Origin of the sequence: Deinococcus metallilatus (assembly GCF_004758605.1) — a bacterium.
Classification (GTDB): domain Bacteria; phylum Deinococcota; class Deinococci; order Deinococcales; family Deinococcaceae; genus Deinococcus; species Deinococcus metallilatus.
The window spans coordinates 877,925-900,709 of the sequence record NZ_CP038512.1; the positions used below are offsets into that span (position 1 = coordinate 877,925).

The following is a 22,785-nucleotide window of genomic DNA, read 5'->3' on the forward strand; positions in this document are numbered from 1 at the left end:
GGTCGGCGCGTGTGGCTGGGGGAGATCAGCGGCGGGTGAGTTCCACCTCGAAGCGGTTGCCCTTCTGCTTCACTTCGAGCGTGGCGCGGCGGTCACCCCGGCGGAACTCGCCCTGGATGTGGTGGCCGTGCTGGCGCACCGAAACCTGGACGTACCCCTCGGCGCGCAGACGGCCCGCGTACTCGGCGTATACGCTCTCCAGGCTGCTGCGGCGCTCGAAGCTGGTCTGCCAGTCACGGTCATGCCAGTCGCGGTCGCCGAAGCCCGGGACAGGCTGCACCGGCTGGATGGGCGCGGGGCGCACGGGCTGAACGGGGACGGGCTGAACAGGGGCGGGCTGCACGGCGCCCGGGCGGGCCACCACGTTGTAGTACGCCGTGTCGCTGACCCAGCTCGCCTGGTCCACCGGGTTCACCACGATGCTGAGCGCCTGCGCCAGCCGCTCCTGGCCCTGCACGTTCACGGTCGCAAAGCTGTTCTGCTGCGTCTTGAAGGTGGCGATCTGGTCGAGGTTCAGAGGCGTGCGGCTGGCCAGCGCCAGCACCTTGTTCAGGCCGTAGGGCGCGGCGATGTCGAACGTGAAGGGATCGCCGGGCGCGGGGAAGGCCTTGGTGGTGTTGGCCTTCAGGAAGTTCGCGCCGCTCTGGTAGCGGTTGGGCAGGATCAGGTCGACGCGGCCCTGGGGGTCCACGTTGAACAGGTACACGTAGGCGGCCTGGTTCACGCTCGCATACAGGCGGATGCGCTCGCCGGGCGCGTAGTTGGGCACCTGCTGACCGCTGCCCCGGTCGGTCCAGACCTTCACGTTCAGGCTGGTCTGGACCGGATTCACGATGATGCTCTGCGCGCTGATCACGGGAGCGGCGCTGCCCATGCCGAGCAACAGGGCGCTCAGGGCCGTCAGGGAAAGGCTGGGTTTCATGCCTTCACTCTGCCCGCCCCGGTTGACCCCAGCCTGACCGCTCCCTCAGCCGGAACCAGCGACCTCTCATCTGGACTTCAGGTGAAAGGCGAGGGGCCGCCCCTGAGCCTCCGATCACTGGAGAACATCCGCTGTCTTGCCCGGCTGTTCTGGAATCAGAGCAAGTCGATATCAGCAATGGTGCGGACAATTTTGCATTCTCTTGCGAGCGATGTACCCGGGAATGACGTGTAGACCGCCAAAAGCCCCTCTCCCCTTGCGGGGGACTTGCAAAGCTGCGCAGCAGAGGGGGGTGGATGGCAACGCCGTCCAGTACGGGGAAAACCCGGGAGGTTATCAACCTGTCCGCACCATTGATCAGCGCAAGTCGGGATCACGGCCTCTTCATGGCTGGACGCCGTCTCTCCTGTCCAGCCGGTCAGCTTGAGGCGGCGGGCTTCTCTGCACTACAGTTGCGGCGTGCGTCCGACTGTCCGTGCCCTGCTGCCCGCCCTGGCTCTCCTGTCCGGTCTGGCCCTGGGGGCGCAGCCCGGCGAGGGGAGTTCCGCGAAGTGGACCCCCTTTCCCTACCTGCATCTGGCCCGGCCCATCCCGGACGTGAAGCCCGGGGAGACGGTGCTGCTGACCCTGGAAGGCCAGGGCCGCCCACAGGTCTTCACGCGCTCGCAACTGCTGGCGCTGCCCACCGTGCGGTACGCGACCGAACACGCCCAGCTCCACCGGACCTTCACCTACGAGGGCGTGCCGCTGCGGGACCTGGCGGTGCTGGGCGGTTTCGCCGGGCGGGACATGCGCCTCTACGCCAGCAACGGTTTCGTGACCACCATCCGCGCGCGGGACTACATGACGGCGCCCATCATGCTCGCGCACACCGCCAATGGCCGCCCGATTCCCGTACTGGAAAAGGGGCCGCTGGCGGTGGTGCTGCCCCCTGACCCGCAGCGCTTCCCGGCGCGGCTGTACGGGGCGGCCTGGGTGTGGTTCGTCGAGCGCATCACCCCCGTTCCGTGACGCCCGCCGCCGCGCGCCCCGCCCACCGTCTGCCCCTGGGCATCGGGGTGCGCGAGGTGGCGCTGGCCGCGCTGCCCGCCCTGCTGACCATCGCGCTGCTGCTGCTCGCCACGCAGCCCGCCTACAAGACGCTGATCAAGAACGGGAACGGCTGGACGCCCTACGCCTACCAGGGGCTGACGCAGGACGTGCAGTCCTATCAGGTGGCCCGCCTGGACCCGGCCCTGGGCGCCCAGGAACGGCAGATGCGCTACGAGGTGGCCCTCTCCAGCGCCGCCAACCCCGCCCAGTTCACGATGCTGGACGTGGTGGAGGCCCACGGGGACGCGCGCCTGAAGCGGGTGGAGACGCTGCTGCGCCAGAACACCCCCGCCAGCGTCGCGCAAGCCGCCCGCGAGGCCATCCGCCTGAACGCCCAGGCGGGCGACTTCGCCAACGAGACGAAGGTGCAGTACGTGCAGGCCCTGGAGGCCATGCGCCGCGCCCTGATCGCCACCGCGCTGATGACGGGCATTCTCAGCATGTTGCTGACGGGGCGCGCGCTGCTGCTGTGGCGCGCGGAACGTGAGCGCCGCGCCCGCCGCGAGGCCCGCCAGCGCGAGGCCCTGAGCCTGGCGAGCCACGAGCTGCGCCGCCCCCTCCAGTCGCTCCTGCTCGCCAGCGACCTGCTGCGGCAGGCCGACACGCCCGATCAGCGCCAGCACCTGCTCGCCCTGATCGAGGACAGCGCCGCGCAACTCGCCAGCCGCGCCGACCTGACGCGCCTCCAGAACCTGTACCTCGACGTGACCCTGCGCCTGACCCGCCCCGACCTGCGCGTGCTGGTGCAGCGGGTCGCCGGGGGCCGCGTCAGCGCGCACCTGCCCGCCCAGCCGGTCATGTGGCCGGTGGACGCCGACCGGCTGCGCCAGATCCTCGAAAATCTGGTGGAGAACGCGCTGAAATACACCTCCGGCCCGGTCGAGGTGCGGCTGGAGGTGTCCGGCGGGCGGCCCGAGATCACCGTGCGCGACCACGGCCCCGGGATTCCCGCCGACCTGCGCGAGCGGGTGTTTCTCCCTTACGAACGCGGCCCGCGCGGCCTGACGAAAGGCCAGGGCCTCGGCCTGTCGCTGGTGCGCCGCTATGCCCGCGCCCACGGCGGCGATGTGACCCTGGAGGACGCGCCGGGCGGCGGCACGCGGGTCCGCCTGACCCTGGGCGAGCCGGTGGTCACGGAAGAGGGCCGCCGGACCTGAGGCCTACTCGGCGGGCGTGGCGAACACCTGGGTCCAGTAGCGCCCGTAAGGGCTGTCCGGGCGATTCACGTAGGAAATGCCGATCCGCTGAAAGTCCCCCATGATGTTGTGGCAGTGGCCGGGGCTGTGCAGCCAGCCCTGCACGACCTCCTCGGGTGTCGCCTGCCCGGCCGCGATGTTCTCGCCGCTGGCGCGGACCCGCGCGCCCGTCGCCTCGACGCGCTGGGCCGGGGTGCTGCCGTCCACGGCACTCTTGTGGTCGAAGTAGCCGCCGAGCGCCATGCCCGCCGACTGGGCCAGCGCCGCGATCTCCAGTTGCGGGTCGCGCGTCAGGGGCGGCAGGGCCGGGCCGCCCTCGCGCTGCGTGGTGCAGTTCCAGCCGCGTGCCCGGGCCTGGTTGGTCAGGCGCAGCACCTCCGTCTCGAACGGCACGCTGCCCGCCAGCGGCGCGATGCGGAAATTCACGCTGTCCTCCAGCGCGCCGCTCTCGCCGGGCAGGTGGACGGACGCGCGGTACTCGCCCGCCGTGATCTGCACGGGTCCTGTGCCGACCGGGCGACCGTTCAGGGTGAAACTCGGGGTGCTGGGCCGGTAAACCACACTGCCCGCCGCCGAGAGCCGGACCTCGCCGCGCCCCAGCAGCACCACCACCTCGGCGTGCTCGGGGCCGCCGCTCAGCACGGTCACCGCGCCGCTCGCGCTGGAGCGGAGCTGCCCGCGCCCGTCGAACAACTGCGCCCGCAGAGTGTACGTCCCGGCGTGGTAGTACGTGTGCGTGACGCTGGCGCCGGAGCCCCCGCTGCCGTCCCCGAAGTCCCACGTCACGCGGTACTCGGCGGGCGCCTGCGCGGTAAAGGCCACGGTCAGTGGCGCGCGGCGGTCCTGATTCATCGAGTACCCCACCCGGAACTGCACCGGCTGGGCCGCACACGCCCCCATCAGCACCAGCCACGGCACCCCCGCCAGCAACGCCCACACTCCACTCCGTCTCCAGGCCCGAGTCACCCGCTCAGCCTAGCGAGTGCGGCGAACGGCGTGCCGTGAGGGAACCCACCTGAAGTGCCTCTGCGGGCGCAGGCGCTCCCCTCAATGCACGTCGGCCACGTCGGCCAGCAGTTCCGCCAGTTGCTCCTTGGCCCGGAACACCCGGCTTTTGGCGGTGCCGACCGCGACGCCCTGAATCTGCGCGATCTCGTCATAGGGTAGGTCCTCGACAAAGCGCAGCACGACCGCCTCGCGGTATTCCTCGGGGAGCCGCATCAGCGCGCGTTGCACGCGGTCCTGCGCGTCGGCGCTCTCGGCGGCCTGCACGGGTGAGCGGGCCGCGCTGGTCACCTCGAAGCCCACGTCCTCGCGCGCCTCTTCCAGGCTGAACCGCTGAAGCTGTTTGCGGCGGTGCGACTCGATCTGGGTGTTGCGCGCGACCTGATACAGCCAGGGCAGCACCCGCTCGCCCTCGCGGAAGGTCCGGATACTGCGCCAGGCCCGGTAAAAGACCTCCTGCGTGAGGTCCAGGGCGTCCTCCGCGTTGCCTTCCAGCCGGTACAGGTAGGCGTACATGCGGCCCTCGTAGGCGCTCACGAAGTCGTACCAGGCCGCCTCCTCCCCGGCGGTCAGGCGGGCGAGCAGCTCGGGGGTGAGGATGTCCGGCTCGGGCGTCACGTCAGCTCCCACCATACTCCCTGCCCCGGCCCGCGCGCGTCAGCCTTTTGGCGGTGCGGCCCTGCAAGACGCGCGCAAGACCCCGGGCGCTAGCATGCCCTGCCCTTGCCTCCCGACACGTTCTCCACCGCGCCCATCACCGACGCCCTGCGGCCCCTGCTCCCCGACCTCAGCGTGGGGGCGCTGCTGGGCTTCGCCACCGGCCTCGCGCTGAAAAAGGTCGGGCGCGTCGCCCTGATCGCGCTGGGGCTGCTGTTCATCGCCGTGCAACTCCTCGCCTCGTTCGACCTGCTGACCGTGAACTGGCCGCGCGTGCAGGCCCTCACGGACCCCTGGCTGCGGCAGGGCGGCGAACTGGGCGGCGCGTGGCTGGCCCGCGTCCTGACCGCGAATCTGCCGTTCGCCGGAGCCTTCACGGCGGGCCTGCTGGTCGGCCTCCGGGCGCGGAGATAGGTGCGGGCTGTCCCGGGATGACCCCGGGGATTTGGAGTTGAGGAACTATCTGGGGCTGGATGGAAGTCTCTCATGAAGAAAAAAAGCGTTCAGGACGACAGAAAATCCCCTCCCCCTTGACTCGCAGAGCTGCTTGCAGAGGGGGGAGGTCGGGTAGGGGTGAGCGGGCCTGGCCTCAGAGGCAAATGGGAAGGGTCAGTATCTCCTCTTCAAGCCACGTAAGAGGGCAAGCTGACGCTTGCCACCCCCCTCCCAGCCTCCCCCGCAAGGGGGGAGGAGCAAAAAGTGCCTTTCTGGCCTGAATCCGCTCTGGGCCTCACCCCATTCCTAGAGCGCGTGGTGGCTCTTGTCGGTGTGGGCTTTGGGTCCGGCGTGGCTCCGGGGGAGCACGACCGTCAGACGGGCTCCCCCCAGTGGGGAGGTGTCGGCCCGGGCGTGGCCGCCGTGGGCACCGGCCAGGGCGCGGACGATGGCGAGGCCCAGACCGCTGCCGCCGGTGTCGCGGGTGCGGCTCTCGTCCAGGCGGGTGAAACGGGTGAAGACGACATCGCGGAGGGCCTCGGGGATGCCGGGGCCGTCGTCGTCCACGTGCAGGCGTGCCCAGTCGGGGCCAGCCTCGACGCGCACGGCCACCTGACGGCGGGCGTGGCGCAGGGCGTTCTCGACCAGGTTGGCGGTGACCTGCCGCACCCGGTCGCGGTCGGCGGTGAGGGGGGCCGGGTCGGCGGTCAGGGTGAGGTGAACGCCGCGCTCCCCGGCCCGGTCGGTCAGGTCCCGCACCACCTGCCGCGCCACCTCCGCGAGGTCCACCCGCTCGGCGTGCAGGCCCAGCCGCCCCGCGTCGGCCAGCGTGAGCGTCCGCAGGTCACCGACCAGGCGCGTGAGCAGTTGGGTCTGGGCGCTCAGCAGCGCGATCTGTCCGGCGTCCAGGGGATACACGCCGTCCTCCAGCGCGTCCAGCCGGGCCTGCATGATGGCGATGGGGGTGCGGAGTTCGTGGGCGATGTCCGCGACGGCCTGCTGGCGCTCGCGTTCCAGGGCTTCCAGGCTGCCCGCCATCTCGTTGAAGGTGCGGGCGAGGTCCGCGATCTCCCGGTCCCCCTTCAGGACCGGCGCGCGTGAGGTCAGGTCGCCGCCCGCCAGCCGGGCCGCCGCCTGCGACACCGCCGTGATGGGCCGCGCCACCCGCCGCGCCAGCAGCAGGCTCAGGGACGCCGCCGCCGCCGCCGCCATCAACCCGCCCTGCACCAGACTGGTCTGCACGTTCCGCACGAACCCCTGTGCCCGGGGACTCAGCGCCACCGGGAGGCTGCTTCTGGGGGGCCGCAGGGCTGGGCTGGACCCACTGGAGCCTGAGGTGTCCGCCGGGGTTGTTTCAGCCGTGCCGGAGGCGGCCGAGGCATGTTCGGTGTTGCCTGAAGGCCGACTGGAGTGGGTGGGCGGCGGTGGGGGCGGCTCGCCGCGCCGTTCCGCCTCCTGACGGGCGCGCAGGTAGGCCTGCACCTCGGGGGGTAGCCGCGCGACCTCGCGCCGGACGGCGAGATTCGAGAACAGGAACATGCCGCCCACCGCCAGGCCCACGACCAGCAGCATGGTGAGCAGCAGGGTCACCGCCAGGCTGGGCGTGCGCCACCCGCCAGAGGAAGGCGGCCGGGACGGGGTCAAGGGGCCGCCTCCAGCCGGTAGCCCACCCCGCGCACCGTGTGCAGCAGTTGTCCCGCCCGCGCGGCGTCGAGTTTGCGCCGCACGCTGGCGAGGTGGGCGTCCACCACCCGCTCCAGCGCGTCGCTTTCGGGCAGGGCGGCGGCCAGCAGTTCCTCGCGGGTGCAGGCCCGCCCCGGCACCTGCGCGAGATGGGCCAGCAGCCGGAACTCGGCCGGGGTCAGGTTCAGCGGCTGGCCGTTCACGCGGACGCGGGCGGCGCGGCGGTCCACCTCCAGCGGCCCCACCCGCAGCGGGCGCTCCAGGTCGTCCTGGGGGGCGTGGACCCGCCGCAGCACCGCCTTGACCCGCGCCATCACCTCGCGCGGGCGGAAGGGCTTGACCACGTAGTCGTCGGCCCCGAGTTCCAGCCCCACGATCTGGTCGGTTTCCTCGGCGCGGGCCGTGACCAGGATCACGGGGGTGGGGCCGTCGCTGCGGACGGTCTTCAGCACGTCCAGGCCCCCCCGGCCCGGCAGCATCACGTCCAGCAGGATCAGGTCGGGGTGGGCGGCGCGGTAGACGGTCAGCGCCGTGAGGCCGTCCCCCGCGCGCTCGGTGCGGTAGCCCTCCTGCCGCGCGTAGGCTTCCAGCACCTCCGCCAGTTGCGGTTCGTCCTCGACGATCAGGATCAGGGCGCTCATGCCCGTATGGTAGGCGTGCCCGGCGAAGGTTCTGCGAACGCGGCCACACCGTCACGGACGGGCATTCTATCGCCAGGGTCCGTCTGAGTGCGGTTCTCCCGCCGCCCCGCCCGTCTTCGACAAATCTTCAAAAAAGGTTCGCCGGGCGTTCGCGGGCGGGCGGCAGTGTAGACGCCATGACCAGTCCCCCCCTCGCCTTCCCCGCCCCCTGGGCGCTGACGCTCGCGCTGCTGCTGGGTGCGGGCGGCGCCCAGGCCCAGGCGACAGCGGCCCAGACGACGGCAGCGCAGACGACACCGACGGCCACCCTGACCCTGCAGGCCGCCCTCGCGCAACTGGCGCAGGCGCCCAGTGTCACGCAGGCGCAACTGAGTGTGCAGGTCGCGCAGCAGAACCTGAACGCGGCCCAGAGTGCGCTGGGCCTCAGCGTCAGCGTGACGGGGAATGCCAGCTATACGGGCGGTTCCACCACCACCGCGGTGGACGGCACGACCAGTGCCAGCGCGAGCAGCCTGGGGGGCAGCGCGGGCGTGCAGGCCAGCCTGGGTCTGCTGCCCTGGTCGAGCGGGCAGGCCAGCCTGCGGACGGCACAGCGCAGCCTGGCGCTGGCGCAGGCCCGGCTGGCCCAGGCGCAGGCCAGCGCGCGGCTGAACGTGTATCAGCAGTACCTCGCGGCGGTGGTCGCGCAGCGGGACGTGACCCTCGCCACGCAAACGCTCGCGTTGCGCCAGCGGCAACTGGAGATCGCGCGGACGCAGCGCGCGCAGAACAACGCCACCCAGGAGAGCGTGCTGAGCGCCCAGGCGAACGTGCAGCTCGCCCAGGCGGCGCTGCTGGAGGCGCAGAGCAGCCTGGAAGTCGCCCGCCTGAGCCTGGCGGCGGTGCTGAACCGCAACCTCACCGGCGTCACCTTCACCACCGCGCCCGCCAGCACGTACACCCTGCCGGACCTGAACGCCCTGGTCACCCGCGCCCGCACGAACACGGCGGATGTGGTCGAGGCCCAGAACAACCTCGCCGCCGCCCAGGAAACCCTGGAGCAGCAGCAGCGCGACGCCCGGCTGCCCGACCTGACCGCCAGCCTGCGCTACGGCCCCGCCAGCAGCGGCGGCCTGAGCGCCAGCCTGGACCTCAAGGGCGGCAACGCGGCGGTGGGGTACGCGCTGCCCCTGGGCACCTCGGGCGGCAGTGCGGGCGCGAGCAGCAGCCGCGTGGTCGCCAGCGTCAGCGGCAGCTACGTGGTGTACTCGCCCGCCCTGCGCGCCCAGATTTCCGCCGCGCAGGCGAACGTCACCCAGACGCAGCTCACGCTGAACGTCACGCAGCAGAACGCCGAACTGAACGTCCGCACGCTGTACAGTAGCGCCCAGACTGCCCTGGTCACCCTCCAGTCCCGTCAGACCCAGGTGGAGGTGGCGCAGGCGGCCCTCAGCGCGGCGCAGGCCCGGCTGAAGGCCGGAACGGGCACCGCCGACGACGTGACCAGCGCCCAGATCGATCTGGCCCAGGCCGAGCGGAATCTGGTGCAGGCCCGCGCCAGCGCCCAGACCGCCCTCATTCAGCTTCAGAACGCCGCCGGAGGCTCCCCGTAATGTTCACCGTGAACCGCACGCCCACCCTGACCCTCGCCCTGGGCCTGGCCCTGCTCGTCCCCACGGCCGCCGCGCAGACCGCCGTCACCGTCAGCCAGGCGGTGCAGGCGGCCCTCACGAACGGCACCGACGTGCGGACCGCCCAGGCGAATCTGGACAAGGCGACCGCGGCCAACCGCGCCGCGCAGGCGGACCCCAGCATGCTCGCCGCCGCGAAGCTCGCCGCGCAGAACGGGCAGACGCTCGCCACCGTGGGCCTGCGCGCCGCGCGCCTCGCCACGCTGCAAAGCGCCGTGAACGCCTACACGGCGCTGCTGGAGGCCCAGGAGAACGTGGAACTCCAGACCCTCCAGACGCAGGTGGACCAGAAGGCCGTGCAGGTCGCGCAGGTCAAGCTCAGCGTGAGCAACGCCACGCCCCTCGACGTGCAGAAGGCGCAGAACACCCTGGCCGGGAGCACCCAGGCCCTCGCGGACGCCCGCGCGCAGGTGAACCTCGCCTCGGCCAAGCTGGCGAGCCTGACCGGCCTCCCGGCAGGCGTGCGCGCGGCGGGCCTCACCACGCTGCCCACCCTCAAGAGCACGCTGACGCAGCTCCGCTCGGGGCTGGACGACAACCTCAGCAGCGTGGTGGGCGCGCAGAACGACCTGGCCGCCGCGCAACTGAACGTGAAGCTCGCGGACAACGACTTCACGCCCGCCCGCACCCTGGGTGACGCCCGGACCGCTCTCGCCAACGCGCAGCGCACGCTCGACGCCGCGCAGAAGAACGCGGGCAACGCCCTCTCGTCGGCCTACCAGACGGCCCAGAACGCCGCAGAGCAGCTCAAGGTCGCCGCCAGCCGCGAGGCCGCCGCCCTGAAGACCTACAACCAGGACGCCGCCCGCCTCCGCAGCGGCACGATCAGCGCCGTGGACCTGCAACAGTCGCAACTGGCGCTGAAGCAGGCACAGTACAGCCGCCTCCAAGCGCAGGACAACGTGCTGGAAACGCTGGCGGCGTTGTCGGTGGCGGCGGGGCAGAACCTGACCGGGATCGGCGGAACCCTGTAACTCCCTGACGGCGGGCCGCCCGCCCCGTCTCTCCCTCCCCATCCCCCGCAGAACGCCGTCCCGGCCTGTCCCCCGGGCGGCGTTCTACAGGTACGCCAGCGCCCATGTCCCCGTCCCGTGCGCCAGTCCGGCCCGCAGCAACGCGAGGCCGTCCGGGGGCACGTCGCGGTGGTGGGGGAGGCCCGCCGCCAGCGCCTCGAACTCCTCCAGGGGCCGCTTTTCCGGGGCGTGAACCACTCGCTTGACCACGCCCCCCCGGACCTCGTACACGGCGCCGTAGACGTTGCCGCGCCGGGCATCCAGCGACACCGCCACCTCACCTTCCGGCACGGTGCCTTCGGGGCCGCGCACCAGCGCCTCCAGGGTGGGCACGCCGAGCACCTCCGCGCCCCAGGCCCGCCCCAGCCCCAGGGCGTAGCTCGCGCCGACCCGCACACCCGTATATGACCCCGGCCCGGTCCCGATCACGATCCGGTCCGCCCGGAAGGGCAGGCCCGCGCCGTCAAAGAGTGTCCGGGCCGCGTCCGCGAGGCGTTCGGCATGGGCGCGGCCCACCTCCTCTGAGGACTGCACCCCGCCGCCTGGCCAGGCCAGCGCCAGGGTCAGGAAGGGGGTGGCGGTATCGAGGGCGAGCGTCACGGGGGCGGCGGAACCTGACATGGCGGGCATTGTAGGTTGCCCGCTGCGGGTGGCTGTCACCGTTACGGGAACGTGGCCGCAGGCAGATTTGGCGCGTGACAGCCCGGTGGTATGGTGAACGCATCATGACCGACATCGCCAAGGGCCTGGAAGGCGTCCTCTTCACCGAGACCAAACTGACGTTCATCAACGGGTCGGAAGGCATCCTGACGCACCTCGGCATCCCGATTCAGGAGTGGGCCGAGAACAGCTCCTTCGAGGAACTGTCCCTGGCGCTGCTCGACGGCGAGCTGCCCACCGCCGAGGAACTCGCCAAATTCGACGCCGATCTCAAGGCCAACCGCGCCGTGCCGCAGCAACTGCTGGACGTGATCACGGCCATGCCCCGGGGCATTCACCCGATGCAGGCGCTGCGCACCGCCGTCTCCTACCTGGGCCTGCTCGATCCCCAGGCGGAGGACATCAGCGAGGCGGGCCGCCGCGCCATCTCGATCCGCCTGATCGCGCAGTTCGCCACCGTCATTGCCGCGATTGCCCGCGCCCAGGAAGGCCAGGAGCCGGTCGCGCCGCGCATGGACCTCACGCACGCCGGGAACTTCCTGTACATGCTGACCGGCAAGGAACCCACGGCCGAGCAGGCCCGGCTCTTCGACATCGCGCTGGTGCTGCACGCCGACCACGGCATGAACGCCAGCACCTTCACCGCGATTGCCACCGCCAGCACCCTCAGCGACATGTACTCCTGCATGACCAGCGCCATCGGGGCGCTCAAGGGACCGCTGCACGGCGGCGCCAACGAGGCCGTGATGGACATGCTCGACGAGGTCGGCACCCCCGACCGCGCCGAGGCCTACATCACCAAGAAGCTCGACAACAAGGAAAAGATCATGGGCGTCGGGCACCGCGTCTACAAGTACTTCGACCCCCGCTCGCGCGTCCTGCGCGACTACGCCGAACACGTCGCCAACAAGGAAGGCAAGAGCACCTACTACCAGATCCTCGAAACCATCGAGAAGCTCGTGGTGGACCGCATGGGCGCCAAGGGCATCTACCCCAACGTGGACTTCTACAGCGGCACCGTCTACAGCGACCTGGGCATCAAGAAGGAATACTTCACGCCGATCTTCGCCCTGGCCCGCGTCAGCGGCTGGTGCGCTTCCGTCATCGAGTACACCCGCGACAACCGCCTGCTGCGGCCCGACGCGCTCTACACCGGCAAGGTGAACCAGCATTACGTGCCGCTGAAGGACCGGCGGTAAGAGCAGAGGGCAGAACGGGAAGGGCCGGGGTGTGGCTGCCCCGGCCCCTCTGCTTTGCTCTCTCAGGCGTTCAACGGCTCGACCACCCAGGGACCATAATGGTTCACGAAGTGGGCGTGGCTTTCCCGGAAGGCTTCCGCGACTGCCGCCGCGCCCCCGGGATAACCTGTCAGGTCCACGCTCAGCACGACCTCGCCCCGGCTGAGGGCATGGACGTACTGCTCGATGTGGGGCCGCTCGTCGGTCATGCCCTGCATCAGCCGCAGGAACCGGCCCCACAGGCCATGACCCTCCACGTCCAGGGCCTGCTGGCCCTCCTCCCCCACGATGATCTGCACGGCCTGTTCACCCAGCCCCTGCTCCAGCAACCGGGCCATACACTGTTGCACGTCACTCAACGAATCGAACACGCCGTACACCCGGCCCCGGCTGAACAGGGTGAAATGCGCGGCACTGGGACGGCGAACCTGACGGGAACGGGTCGGCATGGTCTCCTCCTGGCGATTTCCCGCAACTGCGGGGGGAAAGAATCCCGGCTCATGGGGCAGACGACTGGACGCAGCACCAACAGGAAGGATGTGGCCTGTAGCCTACCGCTGGCGTGCGGCCCGGCATTAGGAATCCGCACACGCTTCCCAGAAGAGGGGAGGTCCGCTTTGGTGCCGCCTCCCCGCCCTGGGTCTGCGCGGAGCTGAAGCTCCCCTGTCTTTCGTCCTCAGGACTTACGCGAAACTCTGGATCGGAATATTGGGGAGTTGAGAAAACGTGGGGCTGGGAGGCTCTGCCTGTTCACCCCCTCTGCAAGCAGCTCTGCGAGTCCCAGCCTCTCGCGGTGCGAGCTGTACCAGTCCCCCCTCAAGGGGGAGGGGTAAAAAGCACCGTCCTACACGCTCTCCTGCCCAATCGCGTAAGTTCCAAGCCGAAGCTCCCCTATCTTTTGTCTTTTCAAAATTCTGGAGGGGATGGACAGGTTCCACCTTGCAAGTGTGCAGGCAGAGCAGAAGAGCTTTCGGGCTGTAGGCCCGCAGCCGCCCGGTAGAAATCAACACGTTCCAGGCAGGAACCGTCACTGTCCAACACAAAGCCGCCGCTCAACGAGTCTCCCTTTGCCGAGCGCAGTGGAAAGCTCCCACTGCCCCCGGTGGGGGGAACACCTTCCAACTCCACCGCCCCATCAGAAGCCCAGCCCGCCCACAGTCACTTAAGGGTTGGCCCGCCGTCAGGGGCATGAATGCCACCGAGGAGCGAAGCTCCGGATTCAGGTGGGGCAGGTGACCACCTTGCCGAACGCGACCCGGCCCTACGCGCTCAGGCCCTTGCTCCCGTGCAGCGTCCGCTCGACCGCCTCGGTCACCTCGGCCTCGAAGCGGCGCAGGTGTTCGCGCAACCTCTCCAGTTCGGCCGCGCCGAGGTCGCGCAGCCACAGCACGGCGCGGCCCAGCACGGCAAAGGTCAGGGGCGCGTCCTCGCCCAGGTCCTCGTCGTCCACCGGGTCGAGGTTCAGGGCGCCGTAGTCGAGGCCCTGGTTCAGCAGGTTCATGCCCATCAGGATGTCGGGCAGGGCGTCCTCCTCGACGTACAGGTCGAGGTCGAGATGCAGGCGGACGATCACGCCGCCCTGGGGGTCAGCTTCGGCAAAGAGCGCGACGCGGTTCTCGCCGTTGCGGACAAGCGCGCCGTCCTCGACCGTCTCCACGGTCATGCCGCTCGCCTGGAGGGCACTCACGATGCGCTGAAGTTCCGTTTGCGAGGCCGTCATACCGGCGAGTATAGACCGCGGGCCGCGGGCGAACCGCCGGGGACGCACCTGGAGGCCGGGGAGCGCCTGGTCAGCCGTGGTACACCCAGGCCTCTCCCTGCCAGGTGCGCGCCAGTTGCCCCAGCAGGTGCAGGTGCTCGGCGTGCGCGAGCGTCTCGGCCAGGGCGAAGCGCCGCCCGGCGGTGTTCAGGTCGCGCGGGAACATGGCCAGCGAGAGGTCGTAGGCGTGACGCGGCTGACGGGTCGCCTCCGCCCGGATGAAGTCCAGCCGCTCGTGGTGGTGGTCGCGCAGTTGCCGGGCGCGGGCCTGCACACCGTCCATGACGGGGCCGTGGTGTCCGACCACCGCGCGGGCCGGGTTCAGCGCCTCCAGCTTGCCGAGCGTCTGGAGGTAGTCGCCCAGTGGATCGGGACGGGTGTAGGCGTAGAGGCCCACGTTCGGGCTGATGCGCGGCAGGATGGCGTCCCCGGCGATCAGGAGGCTCTCTGCCTCGTTCCAGAGGCCCAGGTGCCCGTCGGCGTGGCCGGGGAGCCATAGCACCTCCCAATCGCTCCCCGCCAGCGGGACCATCTGTCCCTCGCGCAGCGGCTCGACGCGGCTGGCGGGGTGAACGCGGGCGCGGGTGCGGCGGCTTTCCTGCCCCAGCGTCTCGACGAGTTCGCGCGGCAGGCCGTGGTCCTGCATGTGCTTGGTGTGGCCCGGGAGCCACTCCTCCCACAGGTGCCAGTAGCGTTCGCCGCGCCCGATCTCCACGTCGAGCATCTGCACCGCCGCGCCGCTGCGTTCCTCCACCACGCCCGCCAGCCCGTAGTGGTCCGGGTGGTGGTGCGTGATGATCACCCGCTCCACATCCGGCCAGTGCAGGCCCAGCGCCGCGAGGCCGTCCTCGATGGCCCCCCTCGCCTCGGGTGTGTCGAGCGCCGTGTCGATCAGCGTGACGGGACCGCCCGTGTCGATCAGGACCGTCACGGTCTTCATCGGGTAGGGGATGGGCACCTGGAGGGCATGCAGCGTGCCGTGGACGCGGGTGAGCGCGAGGTCAGGTGCGGTCATGCCCGGAGGCTACCACCGCCCTGCCGCCCGCACTGCGGCCTCAGCGCAACAGGGTGAGTGACTCGGTGCGCACCCCGCCGCCTTTCAGGTGCAGCCAGGCACACGCCACCGGCAGCCGGAAGCGGCGCGGCCCCACCGAGCCGGGATTCAGGAAGGTCACGCCGCCCCGTTCCTCCAGCCTCGGCGCGTGGGTGTGGCCGCTGATGACCACCCGAATCCCCGCCGCCTCCGGCGAGAGGTCCAGGCCGTGCAGGTCGTGCAGGAGGTACACCCACACGCCCCCCAGCTCCACCAGCAGCGTTTCCGGCAGGTCGGAGAGGGGCGGCGTACGGTCCACGTTGCCGCGCACGGCATAGACGGGACCGGGGGTGGCGGCGCGCAGGGCCTCCAGCACCTCCGGCTGGCCCACATCGCCCGCGTGCAGCGTGGCGTCCGCCTCCCGCGCCAGGGACAGCACTTCCGGGCGCAGCAGGCCGTGCGTGTCCGAGATCACCAGCGCGCGCATGAACTGAGTGTAGAGCGGCGCGGCAACGTATGCCCCATGAGTCTCAGCATGAGAAAAGCGCCCCCGGGAGCGAGGGCGCCACTGGAGCTGAAGCGTTCACTCAGAGGCGCTTCATGATGGCCTGGAGGCTGGCGCTGTCGGCCCAGCTCATGCCCTTTTCCACGTACATGCGGGCCGTCTGCTTGTCGCCGCGCTGGAGGGCGATGTAGGCGAGCTTGGCGGCGCTGAGGGACGCCCACTGCTTCTCCTGATCGGTCAGGTCGCCCAGGCGGTTCCAGGCGTTGTAGGCGTTGATCCACCACTGGGTCTTGGTGTAGAGCTGCGCCAGGTAGGCCTGGTAGTCGCGGTTGCCCTGGTCCATGTTGGCGGCGTAGTAGGCCGAGTCCACGGCCGCCTTCCAGAGGGTGCGGTCGTAGAAGGGCACCGGGTAGGCCACGTCGGCCTGCACCGCGAATTCCTGGGCGCGGGTGAAGTTGTCGGCGGCGCTCAGGGTGGCGGGGTTCACCATGTTCATGTCCTGCATGGTCGTGCCGGTGGTCGTGGTGGTGCTGGTCGTCGTGGTGCTCGTGCCAGTCGTGGTGCTGGTACCGGTCGAGGTGCTGGTGTCGGCGGGCGGCGTGGTGGAGGGCGGAGTGGTGGAGGGCGTGGTGGTGTCCTGCGCGGCGGCGAGGCCAGCGAGCGCGAACGCGGTCAGCATGAGAATCTTTTTCATAACCAATCGCATCTTAGGACGCTACCCTTGCAGCCGTCCATTCGCCCCACGCCCTTTAAAGGGACTGTAAAGGAGCTTACCTTCACATGAGGAAAATCTTCGGCTACTCATTTATCTTTCTGCCTCTGGCTCTCATGAAGGCCGGTGCCCAGACCGCGCCGCAGGTCACCTGGTTCAAGGACCTGAAGGTGCTGTCCAGCGTGGCCATCGCGGACAGCGGTGATCTGGTCTTTGTCGGGAGCGACGCGCGCATCCACCGCACCGACGCGCGCGGCGTCGAGAAGTGGAACTACGCGACCGGTGACATCGGCCGCGCCGAGCCGCTGGTCACGCCGCAGGGCACGGTGATTGCCGCCTCCTACGACGACCAGCTCTACGCGCTCGACCCGGCGGGCCAGCTGCTCTGGAAGACCAAGCTGGACGGGGACATCTTTGCCAGCCCCGCCCTGCGCGCCGACGGCAGCGTGATCGTGGCGACGGCGGGCGGCACCGTCTACGCGCTGAGTCCGCAGGGGCAGGTGCTGTGGACCTACAAGGTCGGCGCGCCGGTCTTCAGCAGTCCCGCGATTGCCGCCGACGGCACCATCTACTTCGGGGCGCAGAACAACCTGCTGCACGCGCTCACGCCCGACGGGAAACTGAAGTGGGCCTTCCGGGCCGCCTCGCTGGTGTTCAGCAGCCCGGCCCTGGACCGGCAGGGCAACATCTACTTCGGGTCCAGCGACCGCCGCATCTACTCGGTCGCGCCGGATGGCACCCAGCGCTGGGTGCGGCCCACCGGGCTGTTCGTGAACGCCAGCCCCATCGTGACCAGCGGCGACCTGGTGGTGGTGGGCAGCTACGACGGCAACGTGTACGCGATCAACCCCACCGGCGAGGACGAGTGGGTCTACAAGGCCGGGGCGCCGGTCGCGGCGGCGGCGGCCGAACTCAGCGACGGCAGCGTGATCGTGCCCGACCTGAACGGCACCGTCCACGCCATCGGCAAGGCCGGGCAGACCCTCTGGAAGATCAGCACCGGCAAGAAGATCGACACGAACGTCGCCGTGAGCGACCAGGGCACCCTGTACTTCACCACCGAGGGCGGCGGCCTGAGCGCCGTCCAGAAGCAGCCGCCCCTGGCGGACGGTCCCTGGACCAGCTTCCGGAACGTGCCTGCCGGGTGGGGCCGGGTCCTGAACACCCAGGAAGCAGCCACCCGCACCGCCGCCAAGCGGGCCGCTGCCTCGGCCGTGCTGGCCCAGCGGCCCGCGCCCCAGCCTGCGCCGCCTGCCCCCACGGCCCCGGCCCAGCCCACCACGCCCGCTGCCCCCGCTCCGGTGACCCCCCCCGCCCCGACCCGCACACCCGACCAGTACGCGCAGGCCGCCGGGCAGGGGGCGCGGGCGCTGGACGGGCAGGTATACCTGCCGCTCTCGGACGTCGCGGGCGCGCTGGGCGCCCCCATCAGCCTGCTCACGCCCCGCACCGCGACCCTCACGCTGCCTGCGGCGGGTAGCGCGGGCGGCGCTCAGGCGGTGCCGGTGCGGTACGTGAACCGGGCCGCCTTTGTGCCGCTCGCCGCGCTGGCCGACCTGCCCGGGGCGAAGCTGGCCGCGCGCCGCGCCCCGGCGGGTGTCACCCTCACCCTCGCCGGGCGCACCCTCACCTTCCCGGTGAACGTGCCCGCCCTCACGCCGCTGGTGGCGCAGCCCGAGTTCCCGGCCCTGGTCAGGAGGAACGGGGGCCTGTAACCCCGGCTGGGGTGGTCTGTGAAGGGGGAACTTCCCTCCCGCCGCAGGCCACCCGCCACCAGCCGCAGGCCAAAAAAAGCACCCGCCAGCGTGTGGCGGGCTTTTTTGTGGTGGAGTCGAGGGGGATCGAACCCCTGACCTCGTCATTGCGAACGACGCGCTCTCCCAGCTGAGCTACGACCCCGATGTGGACCCCCTGAAGGGCGAGGGAGAATCTAGCATGCGTTTTCCAGGCGTGCAAGGGGGAAGGCGGCCGGGCGCGCCGGACGGGGCTTACCGGCCGTCCATCAAGCGCGCGTAAACTGCGGTGCATGAGTGCTCCCGCGACGCCCGCCGCTGCTCCCACGGCACATGAAGACCGTTTCGCCTACAAGTTCGGCCAGGAAGGCATCACCTTCGACGACGTGCTGCTCCTGCCCCGCCACTCTACCGTCTTGCCCCACGAGGTCGAGGTGGGCACGCAGCTCACCCGCCGCGTCCGCCTGAACATCCCCTTCGTGTCGGCGGCGATGGACACCGTGACCGAGACGAACATGGCGGTCGCGATGGCCCGCGAGGGCGGTATCGGCGTCCTGCACAAGAACATGCCCATCGACGCGCAGGCCGAGATGGTCCGCAAGGTCAAGCGCAGCGAGAGCGGCATGATCGTGGACCCCATCACCCTCCCGCCCACGGCCACGGTGCAAGACGCCGACCGCCTGATGGCGGAGTACCGGATCAGCGGCGTGCCGGTCACCGACCCCGCCGGGAAGCTGCTGGGCATCATCACCAACCGCGACATGCGCTTCGTCGAGGACCTCGCCACGCCGGTGAGTGAGGTGATGACCCGCGAGAACCTGGTGACCGTGCCGGTCGGCACCACGCTGGAGACGGCGCAGGCCATCTTCAAGCGTCACCGCATCGAGAAACTGCTGGTGACCGACGAGGCCGGGTTCCTCAAGGGCCTGATCACCATCAAGGACCTCACCAAGCGCGTGAAGTACCCCCGCGCCGCGAAGGACGACCTGGGAAGGTTGCGGGTGGCCGCCGCCATCGGCGTCTCAGCCGACCTGATGGACCGCGCCGGGGCACTCGTGGCCGCCGGGGCCGACGTGCTGGTGCTCGACAGCGCGCACGGCCACAGCCAGGGCATCCTGAACGCGCTGGCGCGTGTGAAGGAGCATTTCGACGTGGACGTGATCGCGGGCAACATCGCCACCCGGGCCGGGGCAAGGGACCTGATCGCGGCGGGGGCGGACGCGGTGAAGGTGGGCATCGGGCCGGGCTGCTTTGCCGCCGGAACCCGCGTGCTGATGGCGGGCGGGTACTACAAGAACATCGAGGACGTGAAGGTCGGTGACCGGGTGCTGAACATGCACGGGCGGCCCGTGACGGTCGTCAATTCGTGGTGTACCGGCGTCCGCGAGGTGATGGCGGTGCGGCATGTTCATTCTCCACGCGAGACGGTGGTCACGCCGGACCACCGGTTCTGGGTGGGCGCCCTCAGCACCGTGAGTGCGGAAACGGTGGCCTCCAAGGGCTACGCCGCCACGCTCGCGCGCCCCACCCGCCTGGGTGAGAGCAAGCTGCGCTGGAAGCAGGTGGGTGAGGCGGACGGCGACGTGTTCCTGATGCCCCGCCAGTTGCACTTCGAGCTGCCCGACGTGTTGGAGATCAACCTGGGCGACTTTGCCGTGCGGCAGGAGCTGCTGGAGCGCCGGGCGAACACCTGCATCCGAGAGAGTTACGACCTCGGCTACCTCTTCGGTACATTCCTGGGGGACGGACACGCCTTCTTGAACCACAACGGCAGCGAGACGCGCACCGGCTCGGAGGTCGGGCGCGTGGACTGGTACTTCTCACACGAGGAAACAGACATTGCCGACAAACTCAGCGGCGCCGTGGAACGGGTCACGGGACTCGCCCTCAAGCGGGAGCGGGTGGGGAACGTCATCCATCTGCACCTGTACTCGCTGCCCTGGGCGCGGCTCCTCGCGCAGTTCGGCAAGCGGCAGCACAAGCACCTGCCCCACGCCTATCTGGTGAAGAATCCCGACTACCTGCGCGGCCTGAAGGACGGCTTGCTCGACAGTGACGGCTACCTGGCTGCCGATGGCCGCCAGTGCTTCGTGAACACCTCGCGGGAACTGCTGGAGCTGTTCGGCCTGCTGTGTCACCTGACCGAGGGGAGCCTGCCTAACATGTCCGTCGAACCCGGCAATGTCGGCGGCCTTCAGGGGGTGAAGGGTGAATTGCTCGATTCCTACCGTGCCCGCCTGAGCGTGTCGCACGCGGCCCGGCAACTTCCCGATTACGGTGTGGTCAAGCCGCTTTCCCGGCGCGAGCTGAACCTCAGCCTGCCCGTCTACGATATCGAGGTGGATTGCCCCACCCACAGCTTCATCGCGGACAACGCGGTCGTTCACAACAGCATCTGCACCACCCGCGTCGTCACCGGCGTCGGCGTCCCGCAGATCACCGCCATCTTCGAGGCCAGCGCCGCCGCGCTGGAGGCCGGGATTCCCGTGATTGCCGACGGCGGCATCAAGCAGACCGGTGACGTGCCCAAGGCGATTGCCGCCGGGGCCAGCGCCGTGATGATGGGCAGCATGTTGGCCGGGACCGACGAGGCCCCCGGCGAGGTCGTGCTGCGCGACGGCCGCCGCTACAAGAGCTACCGGGGCATGGGCAGCCTGGGCGCGATGGACCAGGGGTCGAGCGACCGCTACTTCCAGACCGGCAGCCGCAAATTCGTCCCCGAGGGCATCGAGGGCATCGTCGCCTACAAGGGCACGGCGGGCGAGGTGATCTACCAGTTCGTCGGCGGCCTGCGGAGCAGCATGGGTTACTGCGGCGCCCCGGACCTGCAAACCCTGCGCGACACCGCCCAGTTCGTCCGCATCACCGGGGCCAGCCTGATCGAGAGCCACCCGCACGGGGTCACGATCACGAAGGAAGCGCCGAATTACGGGGGGAGGTAAGGCGGGAAGCGGTGCGCGGGACGCGGGAAAAGATGTTCCACCGCGTCCCGCGCACCACGTACTGCGTCCCAACCCCCACTTCCCACCCCCCACAACCCACTACCCTGTCTGCTGTGAAGCGTCTCCTGACCGCCCCCCGTGAACCCGTGAACGCCCTGACCCACTGGGGCGGGGCGGCGGCGGCCCTGATCGTGCTGGGGCCGCTGCTGTGGTGGGCGGCGGCACGGGGACTGCACCTGTGGCCTTTCCTGGTGTTCGGCCTGAGCATGGTGGGCCTGTACGCGGCCAGCGCCAGTTATCACTCTTTCCATGTGGGGGAGCGCGGGCTGCTGTGGCTGCGGAAGCTCGATCACGCGGGCATTTTCCTGCTGATCGCGGGCAGCTACACGCCGGTCGCGTACTACGGCCTGGAGGGCGTGTGGCGGGACGTGGTGCTGTGGGTGGTCTGGGGGATCGCCGGGGCGGGCATCCTGCTGAAGGTGCTGACCATGCGCCTGCCCCGCTGGATCAGCACGCTCCTGTATCTGGGCATGGGCTGGCTGGCCCTCGCCTTCCTGCCGCAACTCGCGCGCAATCTGCCCCCGCCTGCGATCTTCTGGCTGGCGGCCGGAGGCGTCCTGTATTCCATTGGTGCGGTGATCTACGGCACCCGGCGCTGGAATCCCCGGCCCGGCGTGTTCGGGTTCCATGAAATCTGGCACCTGTTCGTTTTGGGCGGCACCGGCGCACATGTGGCGATGATGTTTTATTTGCGGTAGTTGGGTTCTTATATAAATGTTTGGCCCTTATTTCTGTCCGACAGCCTGCTAATTGACACGGCCATATTCTGGAGATAGGCCGTGTCCGTCTTCGGACGGCTGCATGACAAGTGGGGTAGAACCTCCAAAAGAGGAAGGGTGCAATGCTCGCAACATCACGCCCGGAAAGGCGGGTGCGTCTTCCAATCCACAAGAAGCGCGCAACCAAACGGTTTCGACTTCAGACGGAAGGCGTGACCGAGTGGGCCGTAGCTATCGCTGCTGGCCTCGGTGTGGTCAAGCTCCTGCCACCGTTCATCCGACTGCTCCGCACCTGATCCTTGAGCCTCTCATGCGCCCCCGCCGCGTTTCCGGCCTGGCCGAAAGACAAGACCCCCGACCTCGTGCCGGGGGTTCTTTGGGCGGCCCGGTTCCTACAGCCCTATCCCGACCGTCCCCAGCACCCAGTTCTGCACGTTGCCGATGAGGGTGCCGATAGGGCCGCGCGCCAGGTAGATAAAGGCCATCACGATCAGGAAGCTGTAGGGCTGGGCCTCGAACTGCGCGAGGCTGCGCCCCAGGGACGGCACCAGGGCGCCCAGGATACGGCTGCCGTCCAGCAGCGGGATCGGGATCAGGTTGAAGACGGCCAGCACGACGTTGATGCTCAGGACATACAGCAGCACGAGGTCGGTGATCTGGCTGGGCGGCAGCACCCGCAGCAGCACGGCGGTCACAAAGGCGAGCAGGAGATTGCTGATCGGCCCGGCCGCCGCCACCCAGAATGTGCCCCAGCGCCCCAGATTGTTCGGATTGATCGGCACCGGCCGCGCGAACCCGAAGCCTATGAGCAGCAGCAGCAGCGTGCCGAAGGGGTCGAGGTGCCGGAGGGGATTGAGGGTGACGCGCCCGTAACGGCGGGGTGTGGGGTCCCCCAGACGGTCGGCGGTCCAGGCGTGCGCGAACTCGTGGACCGTGAGAGAAAACGCGAGCGCCACCGCGATGATCACGAACGCGACCGGGTTGGTGAAGACAAGATTGATCAGCCCTTGACGGGAGGAGAGCGCCAGGAGGACGATAAGGATAAGGAAAATGAGGTTGGGATTGCCGAAAAGGGAATTGGGGCGCATGTTCCCGGCATTCTAAGGGACG

At 69.8% G+C, this 22,785-nt stretch carries 21 protein-coding genes and 1 tRNA gene; 9 read left to right on the forward strand and 13 right to left on the reverse strand.

Annotated features, from left to right (window positions below):
* Positions 1 to 25: 25 nt before the first annotated feature.
* Entirely contained in the window at positions 26 to 922 is an 897-nt protein-coding gene (locus tag E5F05_RS10185) for a DUF4384 domain-containing protein (RefSeq protein WP_129118507.1), read from the reverse strand.
* A 459-nt stretch (positions 923 to 1,381) separates the two neighbouring features.
* On the opposite strand from E5F05_RS10185, the gene E5F05_RS10190 reads away from it, so the two are divergent.
* Together E5F05_RS10190 and E5F05_RS10195 are read left to right on the forward strand one after the other, a co-directional pair.
* Positions 1,382 to 1,933, forward strand: coding sequence for a molybdopterin-dependent oxidoreductase (locus E5F05_RS10190; RefSeq protein ID WP_222593563.1), 552 nt, complete (start codon positions 1,382 to 1,384; stop codon positions 1,931 to 1,933).
* Positions 1,930 to 3,171: a sensor histidine kinase gene (locus E5F05_RS10195; protein WP_241687118.1), complete on the forward strand. Its 1,242-nt coding sequence runs from the start codon at positions 1,930 to 1,932 to the stop codon at positions 3,169 to 3,171. The genes E5F05_RS10190 and E5F05_RS10195 overlap by 4 nt, the downstream gene beginning before the upstream one ends.
* 3 nt (positions 3,172 to 3,174) lie before the next feature.
* On the opposite strand, the gene E5F05_RS10200 is transcribed toward E5F05_RS10195, so the two are convergent.
* Together E5F05_RS10200 and E5F05_RS10205 are read right to left on the reverse strand one after the other, a co-directional pair.
* Positions 3,175 to 4,176, reverse strand: coding sequence for a CAP domain-containing protein (locus E5F05_RS10200; RefSeq protein WP_241687119.1), 1,002 nt, complete (start codon positions 4,174 to 4,176; stop codon positions 3,175 to 3,177).
* An 81-nt stretch (positions 4,177 to 4,257) separates the two neighbouring features.
* Positions 4,258 to 4,848, reverse strand: a complete 591-nt coding sequence (locus tag E5F05_RS10205; protein ID WP_129118508.1) for an RNA polymerase sigma factor — start codon at positions 4,846 to 4,848, stop codon at positions 4,258 to 4,260.
* 84 nt (positions 4,849 to 4,932) lie between these two features.
* On the opposite strand from E5F05_RS10205, the gene E5F05_RS10210 reads away from it, so the two are divergent.
* On the forward strand, positions 4,933 to 5,286 hold the full coding sequence (locus tag E5F05_RS10210) for an FUN14 domain-containing protein (RefSeq protein ID WP_375791562.1): 354 nt from the start codon (positions 4,933 to 4,935) through the stop codon (positions 5,284 to 5,286).
* A gap of 327 nt (positions 5,287 to 5,613) precedes the next feature.
* On the opposite strand, the gene E5F05_RS10215 is transcribed toward E5F05_RS10210, so the two are convergent.
* Together E5F05_RS10215 and E5F05_RS10220 are read right to left on the reverse strand one after the other, a co-directional pair.
* Positions 5,614 to 6,951 (reverse strand): HAMP domain-containing sensor histidine kinase, encoded by a 1,338-nt coding sequence (locus E5F05_RS10215; protein ID WP_241687120.1) that lies wholly within the window; start codon positions 6,949 to 6,951, stop codon positions 5,614 to 5,616.
* Positions 6,948 to 7,631 carry a response regulator gene (locus tag E5F05_RS10220; protein ID WP_129118510.1) on the reverse strand — a complete coding sequence of 228 codons (684 nt, stop codon included), beginning with the start codon at positions 7,629 to 7,631 and terminating at the stop codon, positions 6,948 to 6,950. The genes E5F05_RS10215 and E5F05_RS10220 overlap by 4 nt, the downstream gene beginning before the upstream one ends.
* Positions 7,632 to 7,807: 176 nt before the next feature.
* Here E5F05_RS10220 and E5F05_RS10225 point away from each other — a divergent pair, with 176 nt between their 5' ends.
* Positions 7,808 to 9,223 carry a TolC family protein gene (locus E5F05_RS10225; RefSeq protein WP_129118511.1) on the forward strand — a complete coding sequence of 472 codons (1,416 nt, stop codon included), beginning with the start codon at positions 7,808 to 7,810 and terminating at the stop codon, positions 9,221 to 9,223.
* Positions 9,223 to 10,275, forward strand: a complete 1,053-nt coding sequence (locus E5F05_RS10230; protein WP_129118512.1) for a TolC family protein — start codon at positions 9,223 to 9,225, stop codon at positions 10,273 to 10,275. Before E5F05_RS10225 ends, E5F05_RS10230 begins: the two co-directional genes overlap by 1 nt.
* Positions 10,276 to 10,359: 84 nt before the next feature.
* On the opposite strand, the gene tsaB is transcribed toward E5F05_RS10230, so the two are convergent.
* Complete coding sequence (tsaB, locus tag E5F05_RS10235) at positions 10,360 to 10,935, reverse strand: tRNA (adenosine(37)-N6)-threonylcarbamoyltransferase complex dimerization subunit type 1 TsaB (RefSeq protein WP_129118513.1); 576 nt, start codon at positions 10,933 to 10,935, stop codon at positions 10,360 to 10,362.
* A 104-nt stretch (positions 10,936 to 11,039) separates the two neighbouring features.
* On the opposite strand from tsaB, the gene E5F05_RS10240 reads away from it, so the two are divergent.
* Positions 11,040 to 12,173, forward strand: coding sequence for a citrate/2-methylcitrate synthase (locus E5F05_RS10240; protein WP_129118514.1), 1,134 nt, complete (start codon positions 11,040 to 11,042; stop codon positions 12,171 to 12,173).
* 62 nt (positions 12,174 to 12,235) lie between these two features.
* On the opposite strand, the gene E5F05_RS10245 is transcribed toward E5F05_RS10240, so the two are convergent.
* The 5 genes from E5F05_RS10245 to E5F05_RS21350 all read right to left on the reverse strand — a co-directional run bounded on the left by E5F05_RS10245 (position 12,236) and on the right by E5F05_RS21350 (position 16,203).
* Positions 12,236 to 12,661, reverse strand: coding sequence for a hypothetical protein (locus E5F05_RS10245; protein ID WP_129118515.1), 426 nt, complete (start codon positions 12,659 to 12,661; stop codon positions 12,236 to 12,238).
* An 812-nt stretch (positions 12,662 to 13,473) separates the two neighbouring features.
* Positions 13,474 to 13,932: a hypothetical protein gene (locus E5F05_RS10250; RefSeq protein ID WP_129118516.1), complete on the reverse strand. Its 459-nt coding sequence runs from the start codon at positions 13,930 to 13,932 to the stop codon at positions 13,474 to 13,476.
* Positions 13,933 to 14,002: 70 nt separating this feature from the next.
* Positions 14,003 to 14,986, reverse strand: a complete 984-nt coding sequence (locus tag E5F05_RS10255; RefSeq protein ID WP_129118517.1) for an MBL fold metallo-hydrolase — start codon at positions 14,984 to 14,986, stop codon at positions 14,003 to 14,005.
* 40 nt (positions 14,987 to 15,026) lie between these two features.
* The gene (locus E5F05_RS10260) at positions 15,027 to 15,491 is read right to left on the reverse strand and encodes a metallophosphoesterase family protein (RefSeq protein ID WP_129118518.1); all 465 of its coding nucleotides are present in this window, start codon (positions 15,489 to 15,491) and stop codon (positions 15,027 to 15,029) included.
* 100 nt (positions 15,492 to 15,591) lie between these two features.
* Positions 15,592 to 16,203 (reverse strand): hypothetical protein, encoded by a 612-nt coding sequence (locus tag E5F05_RS21350; RefSeq protein ID WP_241687121.1) that lies wholly within the window; start codon positions 16,201 to 16,203, stop codon positions 15,592 to 15,594.
* A gap of 86 nt (positions 16,204 to 16,289) precedes the next feature.
* Between E5F05_RS21350 and E5F05_RS10275 the strand changes: the two genes are divergently transcribed.
* Positions 16,290 to 17,936, forward strand: a complete 1,647-nt coding sequence (locus E5F05_RS10275; protein WP_129118519.1) for a beta-alanine-activating enzyme beta-propeller domain-containing protein — start codon at positions 16,290 to 16,292, stop codon at positions 17,934 to 17,936.
* A gap of 108 nt (positions 17,937 to 18,044) precedes the next feature.
* Here E5F05_RS10275 and E5F05_RS10280 read toward each other — a convergent pair.
* A tRNA-Ala gene (locus E5F05_RS10280) sits at positions 18,045 to 18,120 on the reverse strand.
* A 127-nt stretch (positions 18,121 to 18,247) separates the two neighbouring features.
* Here E5F05_RS10280 and E5F05_RS21620 point away from each other — a divergent pair.
* Positions 18,248 to 20,896, forward strand: coding sequence for an IMP dehydrogenase (locus E5F05_RS21620; protein WP_241687123.1), 2,649 nt, complete (start codon positions 18,248 to 18,250; stop codon positions 20,894 to 20,896).
* A gap of 113 nt (positions 20,897 to 21,009) precedes the next feature.
* Positions 21,010 to 21,654 carry a PAQR family membrane homeostasis protein TrhA gene (gene trhA / locus E5F05_RS10300; protein ID WP_129118520.1) on the forward strand — a complete coding sequence of 215 codons (645 nt, stop codon included), beginning with the start codon at positions 21,010 to 21,012 and terminating at the stop codon, positions 21,652 to 21,654.
* A gap of 413 nt (positions 21,655 to 22,067) precedes the next feature.
* Here trhA and E5F05_RS10305 read toward each other — a convergent pair whose 3' ends face one another.
* Entirely contained in the window at positions 22,068 to 22,763 is a 696-nt protein-coding gene (locus E5F05_RS10305; RefSeq protein ID WP_129118521.1) for a site-2 protease family protein, read from the reverse strand.
* Positions 22,764 to 22,785: the final 22 nt, after the last annotated feature.